The organism is Allobosea sp. TBD101, from assembly GCF_059817965.1.
In genome coordinates, this window is sequence record NZ_CM187543.1 from 798,259 (window position 1) to 819,061 (window position 20,803).

Below are 20,803 nucleotides of genomic sequence, written 5' to 3' on the forward strand. Positions count from 1 at the left end.
AACGGCTGTTCCCGGATCAGGGAGGTCTCGAGTCTCTTGAGAATCTTTCGAATTCTATCGATTCTGCCGTTGTTGGCGCTGCTCGGCGGCTGCCAGATGGTCCTCCTGGGCCCGTCCGGTGATGTTGCGTTGCAACAACGAAACCTCCTGCTCGCCTCGACCGGGCTGATGCTGCTGGTGATCGTGCCGGTGATGGCGCTGACGATCTTCTTCGCCTGGCGCTATCGCGCCTCGGCCAAGGCCAGCTACGACCCGGACTGGAACCATTCGCTGCCGCTGGAGGTGGTGATCTGGTCGGTGCCGCTCCTGATCATCGTCATCCTGGGCGCCATGACCTGGATGGGCACGCATCTGCTCGACCCCTATCGCCCGCTCGACCGCATCAGCGCCGGCAAGCCGGCGGTCGAGGCGAAGGCGGGCGGCAACGGCGTCCGCAAGGAGCCTCTCGTCATCCAGGTCGTCGCGCTCGACTGGAAATGGCTGTTCCTCTACCCGGCGCAGGGCATCGCCTCGCTCAACGAGGTCGTCGCGCCGGTCGACCAGCCGATCGAGTTCCGCATCACCTCCTCCTCGGTGATGAACTCGCTCTTCATTCCCGCGCTCGCCGGCCAGATCTATGCGATGCCGGGCATGCAGACCAAGCTCAACGCCGTGATCAACCATGCCGGCGAATTCGAGGGCTTCTCGGCCAACTATAGCGGCGCCGGCTTCTCCGACATGCGCTTCCGCTTCCGCGGCGTCGAAGACAAGGCCTTCGGCGACTGGGTGCAGGGTGCGATCCGCAACGGCAGCACGCTCGGGCGCGAGGAATATCTCGTGCTGGAGCGGCCGAGCGAGCGCGAGGCGGTCCGCTATTTCCGCGACATCCCGTCCGATCTCTTCAGCGCCATCCTCAACATGTGCGTCGACCGGGCCAAGATGTGCACGCGCGACATGATGGCGCTGGACGCCAAGGGCGGCGGCGGCAAGGAGGGCATCCATATCGTCGCGCAGCTCGAATACGACAAGAGCGTGCGCCGCGGCGGGCAGCCGATGCCGCCACGCCCCTTCGTGACGGCGATCTGCACGCCGACCGACGTCTACGGCACCGCGGGCGTCACCGCTCGCGCCGCCAACTGAGGCGAGTGAGCGATGACCTATCCCGACTGGTGGAAGCCGATCTTCGGGCGCTTCACCCTCGAGGCGATCCCCTATCACGAGCCGATCCTGATCGGGACCTTCGCCGCGGTCGTGCTCGGCGGGCTTGCACTCGTCGCACTGGTCACCCGCTACAGGCTCTGGGGCTATCTCTGGCATGAGTGGTTCACCAGCGTGGACCACAAGAAGATCGGGATCATGTACATGATCCTCGGCGTGATCATGCTGCTGCGCGGCTTCGCCGACGCGCTGATGATGCGCGGGCAGCAGGCGATCGCGTTTGCCGGCAACGAAGGCTACCTGCCGCCGCACCATTACGACCAGATCTTCACGGCCCATGGCGTCATCATGATCTTCTTCGTGGCGATGCCCTTCGTCACCGGGCTGATGAACTATGTCGTGCCGCTGCAGATCGGCGCGCGCGATGTCGCCTTCCCCTTCCTCAACAATTTCTCGTTCTGGATGACGGTCGGCGGCGCCGTTCTGGTGATGGCCTCGCTGTTCATCGGCGAATTCGCCAAGGTCGGCTGGCTCGCCTATCCGCCGCTCTCGGGGGCTGCCTACTCGCCCGGGGTGGGCATGGACTACTATCTGTGGGCCCTGCAGATCGCAGGCGTGGGCACGACCTTGTCCGGCGTGAACCTGATCGCGACCATCGTGAAGATGCGCGCGCCCGGCATGGACATGATGAAGATGCCGGTCTTCACCTGGACGTCGCTCTGCACCAACGTGCTGATCGTCGCGACCTTTCCGATCCTGGCGGCGACGCTCGCGCTGCTCACGCTCGACCGCTATGTCGGCACGAATTTCTTCACGAACGATCTCGGCGGCAACCCGATGATGTACGTGAACCTGATCTGGATCTGGGGTCACCCGGAGGTCTACATCCTGATCCTGCCGCTCTTCGGCGTCTATTCGGAGGTGGCCTCGACCTTCTGCGGCAAGCGCCTCTTCGGCTATGCCTCGATGGTCTACGCGACGGTGGTCATCACCATCCTGTCCTACCTCGTCTGGCTGCACCATTTCTTCACGATGGGCTCAGGCGCCAGCGTGAACTCCTTCTTCGGCATCACGACGATGATCATCTCGATCCCGACGGGCGCGAAGATATTCAATTGGCTGTTTACGATGTATCGCGGCCGCATCCGCTTCGAATTGCCGATGCTGTGGCTGCTCGCCTTCATGATCACCTTCGTGATCGGCGGCATGACCGGTGTGATGCTGGCGGTGCCTCCGGCTGATTTCATCCTGCATAACAGCCTGTTCCTGATCGCCCATTTCCACAACGTCATCATCGGCGGCGTGGTCTTCGGCGTCTTCGCCGGCATCGCCTACTGGTTCCCCAAGGCCTTCGGCTTCAAGCTCGACAAGTTCTGGGGGCTGCTGTCCTTCTGGTTCTGGGTGATCGGCTTCTACGTCGCCTTCATGCCGCTCTACATTCTCGGGCTGATGGGCGTGACGCGGCGCCTCAGCCGCTTCGAGGACCCGTCGCTGCAGATCTGGTTCGTGATCGCCGCGGTGGGCGCCGTGCTGATCGCGCTCGGCATCCTCTGCTTCATCATCCAGATCGCCGTCAGCATCATCAGGCGCGAGCCATTGCGTGATACGACCGGTGACCCGTGGGACGGGCGCACGCTGGAATGGTCGACCTCCTCGCCGCCGCCGGCCTACAATTTCGCGTTCACGCCGATCGTGCATGACCTCGATGCCTGGGCCGACATGAAGAAGCGCGGCTTCAGGCGCCCGCTCGGCGGCTTCCGGCCGATCCATATGCCCAGGAACACGGGCGCAGGCGTGATCATCGCCGGGCTCGCGACGATCTGCGGCTTCGCGCTGATCTGGTACATCTGGTGGCTGGCGGCGTTGAGCTTCGTCGCCGTGATCGCGACCGTGATCATCCACAGCTTCAACTACGACCGCGACTTCCACATCTCCGCCGACGATGTCGTGCGGGCAGAGGAAGCACGCAGCCGACAGCTCGGACGGGCCTGAGGGGCGATGATGGCCAAGGCGAAAGCACAGGCACGGGCCGCGAGTGTTCCGGCTTTCTACGTCACCGGGGACGAGCACGCCCATTCCGGCGGCTCGACCATGCTCGGTTTCTGGCTCTATCTGATGAGCGACTGTCTGATCTTCGCAGTCCTCTTCGCGACCTATGGCGTGCTCGGGCGCAATTACGCGGCCGGGCCGTCGGGCGCCGACCTGTTCGACCTCAGGCTGGTCGCGGTCAACACGGCGATGCTGCTGTTCTCCTCGATCACCTATGGCTTTGCCATGCTGGCCATGGATAAGGGCAAGCAGGCGCTGATGCAGCGCTGGCTTCTCATCACCGGGCTCTTCGCCCTCGCCTTCCTCGGGATCGAGCTCTACGAGTTCGCGCATCTCATTCGTGAGGGCGCGACGCCGATGCGCAGCGCCTTCCTGTCCTCCTTCTTCACGCTTGTGGGTACGCATGGTCTGCACGTCACCTTCGGCCTGATCTGGCTCGTCGTGCTGATGGTGCAGGTCTCGAAGCGCGGGCTGATCGAGGCCAACCGCCGACGCCTGTTGTGCCTCTCGATGTTCTGGCACTTCCTCGACGTCATCTGGATCGGCGTCTTCACCTTCGTCTATCTGATGGGCGTGCTGAAATGAGCGGTTCCCCAGGCCACGTCGACCCGCACGCCGAACCGCATGGTGCCCATGGCGACGACCATGCCCCGCATGGCAGCCTGCGCGGCTATGTCACCGGCTTCCTGCTCTCGGTCGTCCTGACGGCGATCCCGTTCTGGCTCGTGATGAACGATGTGCTGGGGAATGCGACGCTGACGGCGATCGTGATCATGGCCTTCGCGGCCGTGCAGATCGTCGTCCACATGGTCTATTTCCTGCACATGAACGGCCACTCGGAGGGCGGCTGGAACATGATGGGGCTGATCTTCACCATCGTCATCGTGGCGATCGTGCTCGCCGGTTCGCTCTGGGTGATGTTCCACCTCAACAGCAACATGATGCCCGACATTCACAGGATGTGAGGCCGGGGCGATGCCGGTCGACGCAGGAGGGCGCAAACGCGGTGGCTTTGCCCGGTTTGCCTTTGCCGCCGCGCTCGGCCTGTTCACGCTGGTCTTCGCCGGACTCGGTATCTGGCAGCTCGAACGTCGCAGCTGGAAACTCGATCTGATCGCCCGGGTCGAGGCTCGGATTCATGCTGCTCCGGTCGCGGCACCCGGGCCGGATGCATGGACCAGCATCGGTGCGGCGACCGACGAATATCGCCGCGTTGTGCTGCAGGGCCGCTATCTCGATGCCCCGGAAACGCTGACCATGGCGGTGACCGAGCGCGGGCCGGGCTTTTGGGTGGTGGCCCCGTTCCGCAGCGATGCCGGCTTCACCGTGCTCGTCAATCGCGGCTTCGTGCCGGAGGACCGGCGCAACGCGAGCGAGCGGCGAGCGGCGGGGACCGGGGACATGAGGGTGGTCGGCCTGTTGCGTCTGAGCGAGCCCGGCGGTGGCTTCCTGCGCAGCAACGATCCCGCTGCGGGGCGCTGGTATTCCCGCGATGTCGCCGCGATCGCCTCTGCGCGCGGGCTGGGCAAGGTAGCGTCCTATTTCGTCGATGTAGATGCGGCCGCCGAACCCGGCCCGCTGCCGCAAGGCGGGATGACCCAGGTCAGCTTCCGCAACACGCATCTGATCTATGCGTTGACATGGTTCTGCCTCGCGCTGATGAGCGCGGGGGCTGCGATCTTCCTGATCCGCCGGGGCGGTGAGGAGGCGCCCTGAAGCGGCTTCGACCGGGCCGTTTCCTCAAACGAAATCAGGCGCCCGGAGGCGCCTGATGACTGCTTGGGTACCGTCGCGCTTACTTCGTCGAGGTGCCGTAGGACTGCCAGCGCTTGAGGAACTCGTCGCGCTTGGCGGCGGCTTCCTCCTCGTCGATGGCGAAGACCTTGACGCTGTCGATGGCCGGCAGTTCGACATGCTTGGAGACATCGATATCGCTGCGGCTCGGCCGGCGGAAGGCGTTCTCCAGCAGGGCGATCTGGGCTTCCTTCGACAGCATCAGGTCATAGGCCGCCTTGGCGGTGGCGCCGGCCGGGGCGCCCTTGACCAGAACCTGGAATTCCGGCGTCGAGAAGGTGCCCTCGGCCGGATAAAGCAGCGAGATCTCGCGCTGGCCGCCGGCGACATAGGCATAGGCGTTCGACTCGAAGGTCAGGCCCATGGCGAACTCGCCCTGGCCGACGGCGCGCAGCACGGTCGAGGCGGCGCTGGAGACGGTCAGGTTCGCGGCGAGGGCCTTCAGGCCCTCCGGCCCCATCAGCTTGTCGACGCCCCAGAGGATGGTGAAGGCGGTCGAGCTGTTGGCGGGATCGGCGATGATGATCTTGCCCTTGAAGGCGGGGTCGATCAGGTCCTTCCAGGTCTTCGGCGCCGGCTTTCCGCCAAGCTGGTTCTTGTTGATCATCGCCACGACGAGGTGGACGTTCGAGGCGGTCCAGAGGTTTTCGGGGTGGCGCAGGGCTGCCGGAATGGCCGATGCGGCCGGGGAGGCATAGGGCTCGAAGAGCTGCTTGAAGGCGCCGAGCGTGTTGGCGCTGGAGCTCCAGAAGAGGTCGGCCTGGGGCTTGGCAGCCTCGGCCTCGATGCGGCGCAGCAGCTGGCCCGAGCCGCCGGTGATCGTGCTGATCTTGAGGTTGGGCTGCTTCTCCTTGGCGACGCCGAGAACGGCGTCGACGGACTGCGCATTGTTGGAGGTGTAGAGCACCACGGTGCCCGAGGCGGTCTGGGCCAGCGCGGGCGCGGCGGCCATGCCGGCAAGGCCGGCGAGCACGGTGCGGCGGTCGATCAGGTGGGTCATGGTCGTTCCTTTCATTCCGCCTTCCCCTCTGAGCGCGGGCGGCAGGCGGCGCCGGCCCGGCCTTGTCGTCTGGTTCGGGTGGTTCAGCTCTTCGACGAGAACAGGTCGATCTTGAAGACGCGGGTCGCGACGATGATCGGGATCAGGATCACCGCGACCAGCACGAGGCCATAGGCCGAGGCCTGTGCCATCAGGTTGGAGTCGATCAGCTTGTAGATCTGGATCGGCATGGTCTCGCGCCCGCCGGAATAGACGATGATCGAGGCCGAGAGCTCGGCGACGGTGGTCGTCCAGGTCAGCACGGCGGCGGCGGCGACGGCCGGCAGCATCAATGGCAGCACGACCTTGAAGAAGGTCGAGACCGGCGGCACGCCGAGGCTGATCGAGGCCTCCTCGATCGAGTTCGGGATGTTGTAGAGCGTCGAGGAGGAGTTGCGGATGCCGAAGGGCAGGCGGCGCACGACATAGGCGAGCACGATGATGCTGGCCGTGCCGGTCAGCGGCAAGAAGCCGGTGTTGAAGGACATGATCAGGCCGATGCCGATGATCGTGCCCGACAGAGCCAGCGGCAACGCCGTTAGATAGTCGAGCGCGGGCGTCAGGATGTTGCGCTTCTTGACGATGAGATAGCTGACGATTGCCGAGAAGGTGATGCCGATCACGGTCGCCGCCGCCGAGTAGAGCAGGGTGTTGATCACCGGATCGGGCGCGATCTTCACGAGCCGCTCGACATGGGCCGTGGTCCACTCGCCCCAGCGCATGACCGGGCCGCGCGACACGGTAAAGGCACCGATCACGATCGAGCCCAGCGGCAAGAGCGAGACGATGACCAGGAGCCCGGCGGCAAGCCCGATGAAGAGGCCGGGCAGGCCGCGCAGCTTCTCGGCGCGGGCGCCGCGGCCTTGCGTGACCTCGTGGCGGCCGCGCGAGACGATCCAGCGCTGGACGAAGAGCACGATCATGACCAGCGCGATCGAGACGGTGGCGAGCGTCGACTGCATCACCGGGTCGGAGCCCCCCTCGGCGACGGCGGCCTGATAGGTCAGGACCGAGAGCAGCGGCACGCGGCTGCCGAGAATGGTGGCGGTGGCGAAATTGCCCACGACCAGCGTGAAGACCAGGAGCGCGCTCGCCAGCACGGAGGGCAGCACCACCGGCAGCATGACGTTGAGGCGCGAGCGGGCCGGCGAGGTGCCGAGGCTTTGCGCGGCCTCCTCGAGCTGGACGTCGAAGCCGCGGATGGCAGCGAGCGTGCCGATATAGATGTAGGTGTAGTAGGTGAAGGTCATCACCGTGATCAGGCCGGGCCAGCCGTAGAAGCTCGGCATGTCGATGCCGTGGCCGCCGAGCCAGCGGGTGATGAAGCCGTTATTGCCGAGCATCATCAGCCAGGTCTGGGCGGCGATGACCTCGGGAATGACCAGCGTGATCAGCGGCAGAACCGCGACGATGCCCTTGCCGGGAAAGTCGAAGCGCGCCGTGAAATAGGCGAGCGGCACGCCGATCAGCGTCGTGGTCAGCGTCACGGCGATGCCGAGCACGATGGTGTTGAGGATGGCGGCGAAATATTTGGGGTCGCCGGCCAAGGTCACCCAGCCATTGCGGCCGCCGCTGCCGATGGAGCCGGTCAGCACGTTGAGCAGGGGATAGAGCAGGAAGACGGCCAGGATCGCCAGCGCCAGCACGGAGAACCAGAACCAGATCGAGCTGAACTGGCGAGTCATGACGCCAGCACCAGCGTGCGGGCGGGATCGAAGCCGAGGCCGACGCTGGCGCCGGGCTCGAAACGGTCATGCGCGCCGTTCTGCAGGTCGACCGCGAGCACGCGGCCGCTGTCGAGCGCGACCTTGTAGCTGGTCTTGCCGCCGAGATACTGACGATGCGCGATCCTGCCCGGCAGGGTGCCGGCCGTGCCAGGCTCGGCCAGCAGGATGTCCTCGGGTCGCGCGACCAGCGTCGCCTTGCCGGCTGTGAGGGCGGCCGGCGCGCGGGCCGTGATGGTGGCGCCGTCGAGCGCGATGGTCGCGGCCTCGCCGGCCTGGCGCGCCGCGGTCTCGACCGCGATGATGTTGGCGCCGCCGACGAAGTCCGCGACATAGCCGGTGCGCGGCTCGCGATAGATCTGGGCGGGCGTGCCGACCTGCTCGAGCCGGCCCTGGTTCATCACGCCGATCCGGTCGGACATGGCGAGCGCTTCCTCCCGATCATGGGTGACGAAGACCGTGGTGATCTTCGCCTCGCGCTGGAGCTCGACGATGGTTTCGCGCACCTGGAGGCGCAGCTTGGCGTCGAGATTGGAGAGCGGCTCATCCATCAGCAGCACCTTCGGCTGGATGACGAGGGCGCGTGCCAACGCCACGCGCTGGCGCTGGCCGCCGGAGAGCGCGGCCGGATGGCGGGCGCCCAGATGGCCGAGGCCGACACGCTCCAGCGCCGCCTGAACCTTGAGCTTGATCGCGCTTTCCGCCTGTTTGCGGGCGCGCAGGCCATAGGCGACGTTGTCGAAGACGGTCTTGTCGGGGAAGAGCGCGTAGTCCTGGAAGCACATGCCGATATCGCGCTTGTGCGGCGGCAGATGCGTCACCTCGGTGCCGCCGAAGCGCATATGGCCGCGCTCGGCCGGCACGAAGCCGGCGATGGTGCGCAGAAGCGTGGTCTTGCCGCAGCCGGACGGGCCGAGCAACGTGAAGAACGTGCCCGGCTCGATCGTCAGCGCCAGCCCGTCGATGACGCGCTGCCCGCCATAGGCGACGGCCAGATCCTCGATCGCAATGCCCATCTCGTCGTCCCCTCAAAACTGGAAGCTCCGGCGGATCGACGCCGTCTCGGAGCGAATATTCCGTAGTCGGCTTAGCGCTTCATCGCGGCTTCGACCAGCCGGAGCATCTCGCGGTGGCGGGCGGGATCGCCGGCCGCCATGATGCGCTTGCCCGTCTGGTGGTCGATCGGCCGCCCTTCCCAGTCGGTGATGGCGCCGCCGGCGCCCTCGATGATCGGGCGGAAGGGGGCGAAATCCCAGAGCTTCAGGCGCGTGTCGAAGGCGGCGTCGGTGCGCCCGCTCGCGAGCAGGCCGAAGCTCATGCAGGCGCCGCCCCAGATGCGCCAGGCGGTGGCGGCACGCATGGCGTCGAGGGCGGGGATCTCTTCCGCGTCGAAGAAGTCGGGATTGCTGGCGGAGAGGATGGCCTCACCAAGCGCGCCGCAGGTACGGGTGCGGCAAGGGCGGCCGTTATGCGTGGTGGGGCTGCCCTTGACGCCGATCCAGCGGTCGCCGGTGATCGGATGGTCGATGATCCCCAGGATCGGCTCGCCTTCCCGCATCAGGGCGATCAGCGAGCCGTAGACCGGCAGGCCGGCGATGAAGGCGGCAGTGCCGTCGATCGGATCGAGCACCCAGACGAGGTCGGCATCGCCATCGGAGGGGGCTTCCTCCTCGCCGATGATGCCGTGGCTCGGGAAGCGGTCGGCCAGCATCTCGCGCATGCGCCTCTCGATGCGGGCGTCGAGCGCGGTGACGAAGCTTTTGTCGGGCTTGACCTCGACATCGGGGCGCACGGTCGCTGCCTCGCGCAGGATCCTGCCACTCTCCGTCGCTAGCTGGAGGGCGAAAGCCAGCCACTCGCTCTGATCGTTCCCGGCGTGCATTCGCCATCCCCGTCTACTCTGGAGGCGGCTTAGCATTTGTGGATATCTGTGGCAATGTGTATTTATGTGTAATTCGCGCGAGCTTCGGTTGTGTGCCGCCCTGAGCGGTGCCATGAACGCTTCGGAGGAGGCGATTGCACATGTGGCAAGGCGATCGAAAGCAGCGCATCGGCACGCTTCTCGAGACGTTCGGTAGCGTTTCGGTCGAGCGGCTCGCCCAGGAATTCGATGTCTCCAACGAGTCGATCCGCCGCGATCTCGTTGCCATGGAACGGGACGGCCGGTTGCGGCGCGTCCATGGTGGTGCGGTCAGCCTTCCCGCGGAGCAGGACGCATCCTACGGGGCCCGTTCCGCGGTCCGGCTGCAGGAAAAGCGCGCCATCGCGCTGGCTGCGCTGGCCCTGATCAAAAGCGGCCAAACGCTGTTCCTCGACGGGGGAACCACGACGGCGGCACTGGCGGAGGAGCTGAAGAGCGTTCCCGAACTCAACATCCTCACGAACTCGCTGCAGGTCGCAACGAGCATGGCCTCGACCCAGCAGAGGATGGGCAGCCGCGTCTTTCTGCTCGGCGGTGCCATCGTGCATGAGCCGCCGGAGACCGGCGGTGCATCGACGATCAACGATATCTATCGCTTCAAGGCCGATGTGGCGCTGCTGTCGCCCTTCGGCGTCGACGTGGACGGCGCGGCGACCAATTTCTTCGAGCACACCGCCGAGATCGCCCGGGCGATGGTCGCCAATTCGGCCAGCGTCGTCCTGATCGCCGACCACTCCAAGATCGGCGTCACAAGCCGCGTCCGCTTCTGCGAGCTCGATCGGGTTTCCGCGATTGTGACCGATCGGAAGGCGAGGCGGCTGCCGGCTCTGGCCGCGCTTTCGAACGTCGTCGGACGCGTCATCGTCGCCGATGCCTAAGGCATCGAACGGAAGCGCTCTTTGAAGGGAAGCGAGCCGCCGAGGCCCCTTACGTCACGACGAAGCCGTGGGCGAAGGGGTCGCGGTCGTCGATGAAGATGGTGTTGTAGCCGGTCATCCGGGCCCAGCCGGCGATGGAAGGGATGATTGCCGGACGGTTGGCCACAGTCGTCGCGGCCTCGACGCGGCCCTTGAACAGCGAGCCGATGATCGATTCATGCACGAACTCGTCACCCACAGCGAGCTTGCCCTTGGCGGCGAGCTGGGCCATGCGGGCCGAGGTGCCGGTGCCGCAGGGCGAGCGGTCGATCGCCTTGTCGCCATAGAACACGGCGTTGCGGGCATGGGCTTCCGGCTTCGTCGCCTTGCCGGTCCACTGGATATGGCTGAGGCCCGTGATCTGCGGATGCTCGGGGTGGACGAATTCGTATTTCTTGTTCAGCGCGGCGCGCAGCTTCGGCGACCAGCCGATCAGCTCGCCGGCGGTATGGTCGGCCATGTCCCGGAAATTCTTCTGCGGCTCGACGATGGCGTAGAAATTGCCGCCATAGGCGACATCGACCGCGATCTCGCCGAGGCCATCGACCTCGGCCGTCAGGCCCTCCGCATAGAGGAAGCCCGGCACGTTGGTCAGACGGACCTCCTCGACGAAGCGGCCCTCCTGACGATAGCTGATATCCACCTTGCCGGCGGGCGCCTCGATCGAGAGCTTGCCCGGCTCGCGCGGGGTGATCAGCCCGTTCTCGATGGCCATGGTGATGGTGCCGATGGTGCCGTGGCCGCACATCGGCAGGCAGCCGGACGTCTCGATGAAGAGCACGGCGACGTCGCAATCGGGACGGGTCGGCGGATAGAGGATCGAGCCCGACATCATGTCGTGGCCGCGCGGCTCGAACATCAGGCCGGTGCGGATCCAGTCGAACTCGCGCAGGAAATGAGCGCGCTTCTCCAGCATGTTCGCACCTTCGAGGCGCGGGCCGCCGCCGGAGACGAGTCGCACGGGATTGCCGCAGGTGTGGCCGTCGATGCAGGAGAAGGTGTGGCTGGCCATGGTCCGACTCTCAGAAGCGCTGCGGTGAGAAGGAAGCGATGTCGATGACTGGGGGGCGATCGGTCAAGAGATCGGCGACGAGCCGGGCGGTGCCGGCCGATTGCGTCAGGCCGAGATGGCCATGCCCGAAGGCATAGACCACGCGCGGCGTCGCACGCGCCCGGCCGATCGCCGGCAGGCTGTCGGGCAGCGAGGGTCGAAAACCCATCCATTGCACGCCGTCATCGGGCTTGAGGCCGGGCAGGAAGGCGCGGGCCTTGGCCAGCATCGCTTCCGAGCGGCGGAAATTCGGGGGCAGGTCGAGCCCGCCGAGCTCGACGGCGCCGCCGACGCGGATGCCGGTCGAGAGCCGGCTGACGACGAAGCCGTGACCGCCGAAGGTGACCTGCGTGCGCAGGTCGAAGGCATCGGGCGGAAGGGTGGTGTTGTAGCCGCGCTCGGTTTCGAGCGGAATGCGCTCGCCGAGGCTCTTGGCGATGCGATGGGAGAAGGCGCCGGCCGCGAGCACGACCTGCTTCGCCTGCCGCGTCTGGCCGCCGCGGGCCTGGATCGTGACGCCGCCGTCGGATGGCGCGAGGCTCTCGACCTCCAGCCGCTCGATCGTTCCGCCGCGGGCGCGGAAATGCTCGGCCAGCGCGATCGTATAGCCCTGCGGGTCTGCGATCGAATACCAGCCGGGCGTGAAGGTGCCATGGGTGAAGCGCGGCGCGAGGCCGGGCTGGATCTCGGCCATGCCGGCAGCGTCGAGATGGCGGAATTCGATGCCGTGTTCCGCGCGGGCCTGCCAGCCGGGCAGGGACGCCTCAAGCTCGGCCTTGCCTTCATAGACCTGGAGATTGCCGTCCTTGCGCAACATGGCGAAGGTGCCGGTCTCCTGCAGGAAGGGTTCCAGCTCCGCCTTGGACAGGTCCATCAGGGCGGTTTGCGCCGTAGTCGAATGCGCGACGCGGGCGGGCGAGCAGGCGCGCCAGAAGCGGAACATCCAGGGCGTGATCCTGAGCGCATAGGCCGGCGGCACCGAGAGCGGCCCGAGCGGGTCGAGCAGCCATTTCGGCGCCTTGCGCAGGATGCCGGGCGAGGCCAGCGGCAGGATGTCGGTGAAGGCGAAGGCGCCGGCATTGCCAGCGGAAGCACCTGCCGCCGGCCCGGTTTTGTCCAGCACCACGATCGACAGGCCGCGCCCCTGCGCCGCGATCGCGGCGGAGAGGCCGACCATGCCGGCGCCTATGACGATGACATCGGGACTGGCCATCAGCGGGTATGTTTCGCGAATGCGTGCTGCGATTTTGGTCCGGGCCGATAATCGGCCGGGACAACCAGCATGGAGCTTGCTCCCGCGCGACGGAAGGGCTTCCGCCGCGCGGGGCGCATGATCAGGCCGCCTGCTTGCGGGCGACGTTCGCCTTCGACCAATCGGCATACCAGGCGTCGAACAGCTTGAGCTGGGCCTCGGCATAGCCGCGCTGGCTGTCGCTGAGCGCATCGGTCTCGTTGAAGTGCAGCGCGTATTCCGCGTCGCCCTTCAGGACCATCATGTGCTTGAAGAACAGGACGAGGTCCGGGCCGGCATCGAAGGAGGAGAGCACGGCCAGCGCCTGCTCCAGCTCCTGCGCCTGGCGGCGCGCCGTGGCATCGCCGGCGGCAGCAGCCACCGAGAGCTGGCAGAGATGCAGCACTTCCTTTGGCAGGACATTGCCGATGCCGGTGATCGCGCCGGTCGCGCCACAATTGACGTAGCCATGGACGACGGTGGTGTCGATGCCGATCATCAGCGAGACGTCGTCATCACGGCTGGTGATGTTCTCGGCCGCATAGCGCATGTCGTCGGCGCCGCCGAATTCCTTGAAGCCGATGAGGTTCGGGTGTTCGGAGCGCAACGCGAAGAACAGGTCGGCGCGGGTGGCGAAGCCGTAATAGGGGCTGTTGTAGATCACGGCCGGCAGGTCCGGCGCGGCGGTCAGGATCGCCTTGAAATGGGCCTTCTGGGCGGCGATGACCGAGCCGCGGGAGAGGACGCGCGGGATCACCATCAGGCCCTTCGCGCCGACCTTCTGGGCATGGGCGGCATGAGCGACGGCAGACGCCGTATTGACCGCGCCGGTGCCGACGATGACCGGGATGCCGGCCTTCACCAGGCGCTCGACGCCTTCCATGCGCTGGGCATCGGTGAGGAGCGGCCAGTCACCCATCGAGCCGCAATAGACCACGGCGGACATGCCGGTGGCGATCAGCTCCTTGGCTTTGCGCACCAGCCCGTCGAAATCGGGCGTGCGGTCCGGCTTGCAAGGGGTCATCAGCGCGGGGATCACGCCGGAGAAAATCTTGGCCTTCATCTCGCTCTCCTTCTGGCTGTCGTTCTTGCGGAGACGCCGCCCTGGCGGTGCGCCCCTCCCGAGCCCTGTATAGAGCTTTGCATATTATTTGTCGACAAGAATTCGACAGTGGCGCTCAGAGGGAGATGTCCAGCCTCTCCTCTCCGATCATAAGTTTTTGAATCTGCAGGACGATCTGTTCGGCATGCGCCTTTCCGAGGCGCTCGGCCAAAGCGGTGTCGCGCGCCACGATCGCGGCGATCATCGCTTCGTGCTCGTCGACGAATTGCTGCGGCAACCGGTCGTCATAGGACTGGTAGTAGAGCCGCAGGAAACGCCGGCCCTCGTCGAGAAGACGACTGAACAGGTTGTTGAAATAGGGGTTGCGCCCGGCATCCGCGATCGCGGCATGGAAGGCGGCGTTGGTCGCGATCATCGCCAGCGCATCCTGCGCCTTCACGGCGGCGGCGAATTCCGCCTGCCGGGCGCGGATCGCCACGAGGTCTTCCGACCGGCGGTTCTGGGCGGCGAGCTGGGTCGTCACCCGGTACATCAGGGTCAACGCATCGAAGAACGGCGACATGTTGAGGAAGTCGAGATTAGCCACCATGGTCGAGCGGTTCGGCAGCGTATCGATCAACCCTTCGCCAGCCAGCCGCACCAGTGCCTCGCGGATCGGCGTGCGCGACATGCTGAAGCGCTCGGCGAGCTGCACCTCGTCGATCGGGCTGCCGGGCGGCAGGACGAGATCGAGGATTTCGTCGCGCAGCAGGTCGTAGACGAACTTCACGCCCGAGCCGCGCTTGCGTTCCGGGGCAGGCGCTGCCTTGGTCTTGGTGGCTTTCATGGGGAATCCTCTTGTCGACAAGAGGAGTACGGGCGGCGCAGCGCTTGATCAATCGATTACCGGACGACGGCGACGATGGTCTTATGCCCGTTCCCACCCGTGCCGGTGTCCAGGCCCACGCTCGACCGGATCAGCGGCCGGAATCCACCCCGGCGACGGAGAGGCCGGTGACGCCATGCCTGGCGATCAATTGCGTGACGATGCCGCTGCCGATGGCGGCCGCGACGAAGCTCGTGAGATATGCGAGAGCGATACCGGACGCCTTGGGCGTGCCCAGCGCCTGCTGGACCGCCATGAAGCGGCCGGGAAGCATGCGCGAGCCCGGCAGCGTCCTCTCATCTTCGATCAATTTGGGCCGCAGGCCGGCAAGCGCATCCAGTTTCCCGTCGACGAACTGCCGATAGGCTCCGTCGAAGCCCTCTCCGGCGACAAGTTCGGCCGCCTGGATGTTGCGTTCGAGCCAGAGGCCATAGGCGGTGCGGGCGGCAACCGCGATGCGCCGGCCCTTCCGGTCGACCTCCGCCACGGATTGCAGGTCCGAGCCCGCAGGCACCAGATAGGTCGCCTCGATCTCGGTATAGGCGGGCGTGAAGGCGATCACGGCGGCGCGCTGCGGCTCCGCGCCGACCAAGGCGACATCCCATTCGTCGCGCTCGGCCGCATCCGAGAGCGGGCCGGGCGAATCATAGGGGACGTATCGGAGCGGCAGGTCGAGACATTGAGCCAGGATCGCCGCCATGTCGGGCGAGACGCCGGCCGGGCCGCCATCGGCCGTGCGGCTGGAGACCAGCAGGAAGTTCGACAGGTTGATGCCGGCCCGCAGCACGCCATGGCGTGAGAGCGCCTGGCGAACCGCCTGCGGCGGCTCCCCGATGATCGCGCGGATCCGTCGTGCGTCCTCGCCCATCGTCATGCCGTCCGCGGAGTCTTGGCGACCAGCTCGGGGCCGATACCGTTGCAGGGGAGGGCGAGGATTTCCATATCGGCTCTGCTCCGGCGCCAGCAATTTCGGTATTGGCTATTGCATGGTGTAAGACCAATGATCGGTCAAGGTGCCCTGTTGATCCGCTATCATGGCCCTGCTTGCGACCACTCGCGCGATTGAACGGCGTCAGACATGCCCCACAGCCCTCTCGCTCTGCGCATCGCCAATGACATCATCACGCGCATCGGCATGGGAGAATTCGGCGCGGGCTCGCATCTGGCGACGGAAGCTTTGGCCAAACGCTTCGAGGTTTCGCGCTCGCCGGTCCGTGAGGCGCTGGCCATTCTCTTGGGCCAAGGCGTCATCGAGAACCGCCGGAATCGCGGCTTCTTCGTATTGCCGAGCGCGGGACGAAAAGCGGGAGAGGCCGGGCTGGAGCCTGTGGGCCAGCGCGAGAGCGACCCCTATTACGAACTGGCGGAGGATTGGCTCGAGGACCGGATCGGCGCCGACCAGACCGAGCAGGCGATCCGGGATCGCTACAACCTGACGCGTTCGCAGGCTCAGGACCTCCTGTCCCGCGCATCTCGCGAGGGCTGGGCAGAGCCGAAGCCGGGCTATGGCTGGAAATTGCGTCAGGTCGCCAAGACGGCCGAGGCTTTCGAGGACATCTACCGTTTCCGCGCGGTCATCGAGCCGGCGGCGCTGCTCGAGCCTGGCTTCCGGTTGGACCGGGCGGTCGCTGCGTCGCTGCGCCGGACACAGGAGCGACTGGCCTCGGGCGAACTCGACGGGCTGGCGCCGGCAGCGATGGCGGCAGCCGGTGTGGAATTCCATGAGGGCATCATCAAGATGTCCGGCAATCCGATGTTCCTTCATGCGCTGGAGCGCGCCAATCAGCTGCGGCGGCTGGCGGAGTACCGGCTCAAGCTGAACCCGCAGCGCATTGCGGTGCAGAGCCGCGAGCATCTGGAGATTCTCGACCTCCTCGCCAAGGGCGACAATCTGGAGGCGGCGCATCTGATGCGCCGGCATCTCAGCGGGGCGCTCGCCTCGAAATCGCCGGTCGTGCACCCGCGAACCGACGGCACCGGTCACGCCATCTGACTGCGTCGGCAAGCCTTGCGGCAGCGCCGCTCTTCGGCGAGGCGATCCATATCCGGGCTTTTGTGGTTTTGCAGATTGATAAAACCAATCTTGGCCTCTAGGTTTTGGGCGGCAGCGACAAGCTCGATGCCGCGGTCGGAAAGCCACGGCGCCCGCTTTGGCTGACCGAAAGCGATGGTCGGGCCGGCATTCCGAACAGAACGGGCTTCAGGCCCGGATGAGACCGCGATGTTGAACGACAAGGCCGAATGGACATCCTTCACAGCGGCGGGCGAGAGCTTTCTCCGCCTCGATGTCGCGTCGCTTCTGGGGCAGGACTTCCGGCGCCTGCCGCATGTGCTGCGGATCCTGTTCGAGAATGCGATGCGCTCGGCGCACGCGGAGGAGACGGGATATCTGCCGCAGGCGTTTCGCGAGTGGCTGCGCGAGGGGGCGAGCCTCGTCGAGATCCCGTTCCTGCCGAACCGGATCATGATGCATGACACGACCTGCGGCCCGGCGCTGGTCGATATCGCGGCGATGCGCGACGTGCTGGCCGAGAACGGCCGCGACCCCGGCCTGCTGATGCCACGCATTCCCGTCGACGTCTCGACGGACCATTCCTCCGGCGTCGATGTCTTCGGCCGACCGGATGCCTTCCAGCGCAATCTGGAGAAGGAATTCGCGCGCAATGCCGAGCGCTACCGCCTGATGAAATGGGCGGCCGCGGCGATGCCGGGCATGCGGGTGCATCCGCCGGGATCGGGCATCATGCACACGATCAACCTGGAGAGGCTGTCGCGGGTGGTCATCAGCGAGATGCATCAGGGCGAGCGCCGAGCCTTCCCGGATGCCCTGCTGGGAACCGACAGCCATACGCCGATGGTCAACGGACTCGGCGTGCTCGGCTGGGGCGTCGGCGGGCTGGAGGCGGAAGGAGCGCTGTTCGGCGTCCCCGTCGTCCTGCGCATTCCCGATGTGATCGGGGTGAAGCTCACGGGCCGGTTGCGCGATGGCGTATTGGCGACCGATCTCGCCCTGGAAGTGACCCGCGCGTTGCGCGCCATTGGCGTCAGCGGCGATTTCGTCGAATTCTTCGGGCCGGGCGTGCAGGCGCTGTCTGTCGGCGAGCGCGCCGCGATCGCCAACATGGCGCCGGAATACGGGGCGTCGACCGGGTATTTCCCGATCGACGACAAGGCGCTGGCCTATCTCGCGCGGATCGGCCGGTCATCGGCGGACTGCGCTCTGGTCGAGGCCTATGCCAGGGCGAGCGGGCTCTGGTTCGATCCCGAGGCGCAGCCGCGCTTTACGCGCGTGATCACCGTCGATCTCGACGCCATTGAGCCCGGTGTCGCCGGGCCTCGTCGCCCGCAGGATCGGCTTGCCGCCGGCACGACCCGCTCGGCCTTCACACCGCCGCTTGCGGCTGGGAGCGACGGCGTTATCCCGGATGGCGCGGTCGTGATCGCGGCAATCACGAGCTGCACGAACACATCCGATGCCAGCATGCTCGCTGCTGCCGGGGTGCTCGCCCGCAAGGCCCGCGCCCGCGGCCTGCGGCCGCCGGACTACGTCAAGACCTCGCTGGCGCCGGGATCGCCGACGGCCGAGCGCTTTCTGCGCCGAGCCGGCCTGCTCGATGACCTCGAAGGGCTTGGTTTCGGCATCGTCGGCTATGGCTGCACGACTTGCATCGGCAATTCCGGGGCCCTGCTCGACAGCGTCAGGGCCGAGCTTGGCCGGGACGGTTTTCGCCCGGTCGCGGTCCTCTCCGGCAATCGCAACTTTCCGGGCCGCGTCCATCCCGATCTCGAGAACGGTTTCCTGGCCTCGCCGCCGCTGGTCATCGCCTTCGCGCTTGCCGGTACGGTCAATATCGACATCACGCGGGAACCGATCGGATTCGATGAGGTGGGACAGCCCGTGATGCTCGAAGAGATCTGGCCGACGGGCGCCGAGATCGACGCGGCCGTGGCGAGCGGCTGGGACGTCACCGATTTCGACGCCGCCTATCAGGAGGCCGCGACCCGCCCGCTCTGGGTCGATCTCGACGCACCGGATGGCGCGCGCTTTCCGTGGGATCAGGTCTCGACCTATCTGCGCAGGCCGCCCTTCGTCCAACCGCAGGGACAGTCATCGATGGCGGGGCATGCCCGGCCGCTGATCGTCTTGGGCGATGACGTGACCACGGACCATATCTCGCCGGCGAACCAGATCCGCCCGGACAGCGCGGCCGGCCGGCATATCATCGCCCAGGGTGGCGATCCCGCCGATCTCAACGTCTTCGCCTCGCGGCGCGGTAATTTCGAGGTGATGATCCGGGGCGCCTTCACCAACCGGATGGCGGTCAACCGCCTGCTGCCAGCGGGTGTGCCGGCCGGATTCACACGGCACGAGCCTTCAGGGGAAATCGTATCCCTGGCCGAGGCGGCCGAACGCTATGCCAGCGAGAAGACGCCGCTCGTGCTCGTGGCGGGTGAGCGGTACGGTACGGGCTCGTCGCGCGACTGGGCGGCCAAGGCCGTGGCGCTGCTCGGCGTCCGCGCCGTGATCGCCGCGAGCATCGAGCGCATCCATCGCACCAACCTGATCGGGATGGGCATCCTGCCGCTCCTGCTGCCGGAGGGCGTCCATCCCGATACGCTCGACATCGGCTCAGGCGACCTGTTCGCGATCGACCTCGAACCCGATCGCCTGACGCCGCGCTGCGCGGTTCCGCTGACGATCATCCGCCCCTCCGGCGAAGACGTCGCCATCACCCTGCGCGCTGCGATCGAGACCTCGCTGGAGATCACCCTGCTGAAATCGGGTGGGCTGATCCCGCATGTTCTCGGCGGGCTTCTCAGCAGCCGATCACCTTGAATTCGACGCGGCGGTCGAGCGCGTCGCTGGCATCGTCCTTGCCGGTCCCGACGAGGTTCTCCCTGAAACCGCGGCCGGTTGCGATCAGGCGGCCGCGATTGTCGGGCGCGCCGGTCAGCAGCAGGTCCATGACGAACTGTGCCCGCAGGGCGGAGAGCCGGTCGTTCACCTGCGGCAGTCCGGTATGCGAGGTATGGCCGACGACCTCGAGGCAGGCGCCCTTCTGGCGCGAGCGTGTCGCGATCTGGCTCAGCCACATCGGGTAGGGATCGGTGATCTGGCGATCGTCGATGAATTGCGTGGTGCCGGGCTTGAACAGCAGCTTCACCATCAGCCGGTCGGTGGCAAGGCCGTAATCGATCAGGTCGCCGAAAGCGTCGACCATATCCTCGCGCCGTGCGAGCTTGCTGGCGGCGAGATAGGTCCCGATCCTGACACGATGCTGCTCGCCGCCGGGCAGCTTGCGCGCTGTCCGGTAGAAGGCGAGCGCCTCGCGGAAATGCTGGGTTTCATAGGCAAGGATGCCGTCATTGATCAGCGCATTGGCGGTCAGTTTCTCGACATAGCCGGGATCGATGGGGTCCCCCAGCTTCGTGCCCTGGCAAACCTTGATGTAGGACTCCGTCGCCTGGTCCTTCGCCCAGAGCGGCGAGTCCCGGTAATAGGGCGTAGGCGTCGTGTCGACGCCTTCCGTGCGGGCGCGCGAGACACCTTTGGAAACGACGCTGTTGGATTTGAGATCGGCCAGCGTCAGGCAGATCCGGTAGGCATCGCGCGGCCCGTCCGCCACGCCCTGGTTGTTCACGGCGGTGAAGGTGCCGACCAGCACGACCGGCTTGCTCGCCAAAGCCTCGCTGGCGAAGGGCAGGACGGTGAAGCGCGGGTAGCTCGTCCGGACGAGCTCCATCAGGGTCGCCTGCATCGAGCGCGTCGCGGTCGATTGCGCGCCCGAGGCGGCATCGATCAGCGGGTCGATGACGAGGTTGATCTTGTCCCCGGAAACAGCCGCCTTGCTGAACAGGTCGTCGGCCGCCTTGCGCAGCGCCTCGGCGAAGGGCGTGGGCGTCGGAGGGGGCGGCGCGGTCTGGGCGCCGGCGGATATGGCGCCCGCCAGCAAGGCCAGGCCGATGATGGCGATCTTGAAACGGGTCAGGTCCGTCATGCCTCACCTTTCC

At 66.4% G+C, this 20,803-nt stretch carries 19 protein-coding genes; 8 read left to right on the plus strand and 11 right to left on the minus strand.

The window, feature by feature from the left end; translation table 11 throughout:
• Positions 1-36 precede the first annotated feature (36 nt).
• From cyoA to AC6RIC_RS03855, 5 genes are read left to right on the plus strand one after another with little or no spacing between them, the layout of a single operon-like run.
• A complete protein-coding gene (gene cyoA, locus AC6RIC_RS03835; protein WP_499735162.1) occupies positions 37-1,119 on the plus strand; it encodes a ubiquinol oxidase subunit II in 1,083 nt (360 codons plus the stop codon).
• A gap of 12 nt (positions 1,120-1,131) precedes the next feature.
• Positions 1,132-3,129, plus strand: coding sequence for a cytochrome o ubiquinol oxidase subunit I (gene cyoB / locus AC6RIC_RS03840; RefSeq protein ID WP_499735163.1), 1,998 nt, complete (start codon positions 1,132-1,134; stop codon positions 3,127-3,129).
• 9 nt (positions 3,130-3,138) lie between these two features.
• Positions 3,139-3,771, plus strand: coding sequence for a cytochrome o ubiquinol oxidase subunit III (cyoC, locus tag AC6RIC_RS03845; protein WP_499735164.1), 633 nt, complete (start codon positions 3,139-3,141; stop codon positions 3,769-3,771).
• Positions 3,768-4,151, plus strand: a complete 384-nt coding sequence (gene cyoD / locus AC6RIC_RS03850; protein WP_499735165.1) for a cytochrome o ubiquinol oxidase subunit IV — start codon at positions 3,768-3,770, stop codon at positions 4,149-4,151. Before cyoC ends, cyoD begins: the two co-directional genes overlap by 4 nt.
• 10 nt (positions 4,152-4,161) lie before the next feature.
• Positions 4,162-4,902, plus strand: a complete 741-nt coding sequence (locus AC6RIC_RS03855) for an SURF1 family protein (RefSeq protein WP_499735166.1) — start codon at positions 4,162-4,164, stop codon at positions 4,900-4,902.
• Between the two features lie 79 nt (positions 4,903-4,981).
• On the opposite strand, the gene AC6RIC_RS03860 is transcribed toward AC6RIC_RS03855, so the two are convergent.
• The 4 genes from AC6RIC_RS03860 to AC6RIC_RS03875 form a co-directional block, all read right to left on the minus strand.
• On the minus strand, positions 4,982-5,980 hold the full coding sequence (locus tag AC6RIC_RS03860) for an extracellular solute-binding protein (protein WP_454654863.1): 999 nt from the start codon (positions 5,978-5,980) through the stop codon (positions 4,982-4,984).
• An 83-nt stretch (positions 5,981-6,063) separates the two neighbouring features.
• Complete coding sequence (locus AC6RIC_RS03865) at positions 6,064-7,704, minus strand: ABC transporter permease (RefSeq protein WP_499735167.1); 1,641 nt, start codon at positions 7,702-7,704, stop codon at positions 6,064-6,066.
• A complete protein-coding gene (locus AC6RIC_RS03870) occupies positions 7,701-8,759 on the minus strand; it encodes an ABC transporter ATP-binding protein (RefSeq protein ID WP_499735168.1) in 1,059 nt (352 codons plus the stop codon). Before AC6RIC_RS03870 ends, AC6RIC_RS03865 begins: the two co-directional genes overlap by 4 nt.
• A 71-nt stretch (positions 8,760-8,830) precedes the next feature.
• Positions 8,831-9,625 (minus strand): inositol monophosphatase family protein, encoded by a 795-nt coding sequence (locus AC6RIC_RS03875; RefSeq protein ID WP_499735169.1) that lies wholly within the window; start codon positions 9,623-9,625, stop codon positions 8,831-8,833.
• Positions 9,626-9,765: 140 nt separating this feature from the next.
• Between AC6RIC_RS03875 and AC6RIC_RS03880 the strand changes: the two genes are divergently transcribed.
• Entirely contained in the window at positions 9,766-10,542 is a 777-nt protein-coding gene (locus AC6RIC_RS03880) for a DeoR/GlpR family DNA-binding transcription regulator (protein ID WP_499735170.1), read from the plus strand.
• Positions 10,543-10,591: 49 nt separating this feature from the next.
• Here the strand turns inward: AC6RIC_RS03880 and AC6RIC_RS03885 are convergent, their stop codons facing one another.
• From AC6RIC_RS03885 to AC6RIC_RS03905, 5 genes are all read right to left on the minus strand, one after another.
• Complete coding sequence (locus tag AC6RIC_RS03885; protein ID WP_499735171.1) at positions 10,592-11,593, minus strand: 4-hydroxyproline epimerase; 1,002 nt, start codon at positions 11,591-11,593, stop codon at positions 10,592-10,594.
• A 10-nt stretch (positions 11,594-11,603) separates the two neighbouring features.
• On the minus strand, positions 11,604-12,845 hold the full coding sequence (locus tag AC6RIC_RS03890; RefSeq protein ID WP_499735172.1) for an NAD(P)/FAD-dependent oxidoreductase: 1,242 nt from the start codon (positions 12,843-12,845) through the stop codon (positions 11,604-11,606).
• 121 nt (positions 12,846-12,966) lie between these two features.
• A complete protein-coding gene (locus AC6RIC_RS03895; protein ID WP_454654871.1) occupies positions 12,967-13,926 on the minus strand; it encodes a dihydrodipicolinate synthase family protein in 960 nt (319 codons plus the stop codon).
• A gap of 115 nt (positions 13,927-14,041) precedes the next feature.
• Positions 14,042-14,752 (minus strand): GntR family transcriptional regulator, encoded by a 711-nt coding sequence (locus AC6RIC_RS03900; RefSeq protein WP_499735173.1) that lies wholly within the window; start codon positions 14,750-14,752, stop codon positions 14,042-14,044.
• Between the two features lie 130 nt (positions 14,753-14,882).
• Complete coding sequence (locus AC6RIC_RS03905; RefSeq protein ID WP_499735174.1) at positions 14,883-15,665, minus strand: transporter substrate-binding domain-containing protein; 783 nt, start codon at positions 15,663-15,665, stop codon at positions 14,883-14,885.
• 204 nt (positions 15,666-15,869) lie between these two features.
• Between AC6RIC_RS03905 and AC6RIC_RS03910 the strand changes: the two genes are divergently transcribed.
• Positions 15,870-16,784 (plus strand): GntR family transcriptional regulator, encoded by a 915-nt coding sequence (locus AC6RIC_RS03910; protein WP_454654876.1) that lies wholly within the window; start codon positions 15,870-15,872, stop codon positions 16,782-16,784.
• Here AC6RIC_RS03910 and AC6RIC_RS03915 read toward each other — a convergent pair.
• Positions 16,772-17,026 (minus strand): hypothetical protein, encoded by a 255-nt coding sequence (locus tag AC6RIC_RS03915; protein ID WP_499735175.1) that lies wholly within the window; start codon positions 17,024-17,026, stop codon positions 16,772-16,774. The two genes, AC6RIC_RS03910 and AC6RIC_RS03915, sit on opposite strands and share 13 nt — an antisense overlap.
• Between AC6RIC_RS03915 and acnA the strand changes: the two genes are divergently transcribed.
• The gene (gene acnA / locus AC6RIC_RS03920; protein ID WP_499735176.1) at positions 17,013-19,628 is read left to right on the plus strand and encodes an aconitate hydratase AcnA; all 2,616 of its coding nucleotides are present in this window, start codon (positions 17,013-17,015) and stop codon (positions 19,626-19,628) included. The two genes, AC6RIC_RS03915 and acnA, sit on opposite strands and share 14 nt — an antisense overlap.
• On the opposite strand, the gene AC6RIC_RS03925 is transcribed toward acnA, so the two are convergent.
• Complete coding sequence (locus tag AC6RIC_RS03925) at positions 19,609-20,790, minus strand: OmpA family protein (RefSeq protein WP_499735177.1); 1,182 nt, start codon at positions 20,788-20,790, stop codon at positions 19,609-19,611. The two genes, acnA and AC6RIC_RS03925, sit on opposite strands and share 20 nt — an antisense overlap.
• Positions 20,791-20,803 lie beyond the last annotated feature (13 nt).

What these genes read in the sequence shown, in the direction of transcription:
- AC6RIC_RS03890 (WP_499735172.1), bottom strand. Translation starts at nt 12,845, where the DNA reads ATGGCCAGTCCCGATGTCATCGTCATAGGCGCCGGCATGGTCGGCCTC.
- AC6RIC_RS03885 (WP_499735171.1), bottom strand. Translation starts at nt 11,593, where the DNA reads ATGGCCAGCCACACCTTCTCCTGCATCGACGGCCACACCTGCGGCAAT.
- cyoD (WP_499735165.1), top strand. Translation starts at nt 3,768, where the DNA reads ATGAGCGGTTCCCCAGGCCACGTCGACCCGCACGCCGAACCGCATGGT.
- AC6RIC_RS03870 (WP_499735168.1), bottom strand. Translation starts at nt 8,759, where the DNA reads ATGGGCATTGCGATCGAGGATCTGGCCGTCGCCTATGGCGGGCAGCGC.
- AC6RIC_RS03900 (WP_499735173.1), bottom strand. Translation starts at nt 14,752, where the DNA reads ATGAAAGCCACCAAGACCAAGGCAGCGCCTGCCCCGGAACGCAAGCGC.
- AC6RIC_RS03875 (WP_499735169.1), bottom strand. Translation starts at nt 9,625, where the DNA reads ATGCACGCCGGGAACGATCAGAGCGAGTGGCTGGCTTTCGCCCTCCAG.
- acnA (WP_499735176.1), top strand. Translation starts at nt 17,013, where the DNA reads ATGTTGAACGACAAGGCCGAATGGACATCCTTCACAGCGGCGGGCGAG.
- AC6RIC_RS03910 (WP_454654876.1), top strand. Translation starts at nt 15,870, where the DNA reads ATGCCCCACAGCCCTCTCGCTCTGCGCATCGCCAATGACATCATCACG.
- AC6RIC_RS03895 (WP_454654871.1), bottom strand. Translation starts at nt 13,926, where the DNA reads ATGAAGGCCAAGATTTTCTCCGGCGTGATCCCCGCGCTGATGACCCCT.
- AC6RIC_RS03855 (WP_499735166.1), top strand. Translation starts at nt 4,162, where the DNA reads ATGCCGGTCGACGCAGGAGGGCGCAAACGCGGTGGCTTTGCCCGGTTT.
- AC6RIC_RS03925 (WP_499735177.1), bottom strand. Translation starts at nt 20,790, where the DNA reads ATGACGGACCTGACCCGTTTCAAGATCGCCATCATCGGCCTGGCCTTG.
- cyoB (WP_499735163.1), top strand. Translation starts at nt 1,132, where the DNA reads ATGACCTATCCCGACTGGTGGAAGCCGATCTTCGGGCGCTTCACCCTC.
- AC6RIC_RS03860 (WP_454654863.1), bottom strand. Translation starts at nt 5,980, where the DNA reads ATGACCCACCTGATCGACCGCCGCACCGTGCTCGCCGGCCTTGCCGGC.
- cyoC (WP_499735164.1), top strand. Translation starts at nt 3,139, where the DNA reads ATGGCCAAGGCGAAAGCACAGGCACGGGCCGCGAGTGTTCCGGCTTTC.
- AC6RIC_RS03880 (WP_499735170.1), top strand. Translation starts at nt 9,766, where the DNA reads ATGTGGCAAGGCGATCGAAAGCAGCGCATCGGCACGCTTCTCGAGACG.
- AC6RIC_RS03865 (WP_499735167.1), bottom strand. Translation starts at nt 7,704, where the DNA reads ATGACTCGCCAGTTCAGCTCGATCTGGTTCTGGTTCTCCGTGCTGGCG.
- AC6RIC_RS03905 (WP_499735174.1), bottom strand. Translation starts at nt 15,665, where the DNA reads ATGACGATGGGCGAGGACGCACGACGGATCCGCGCGATCATCGGGGAG.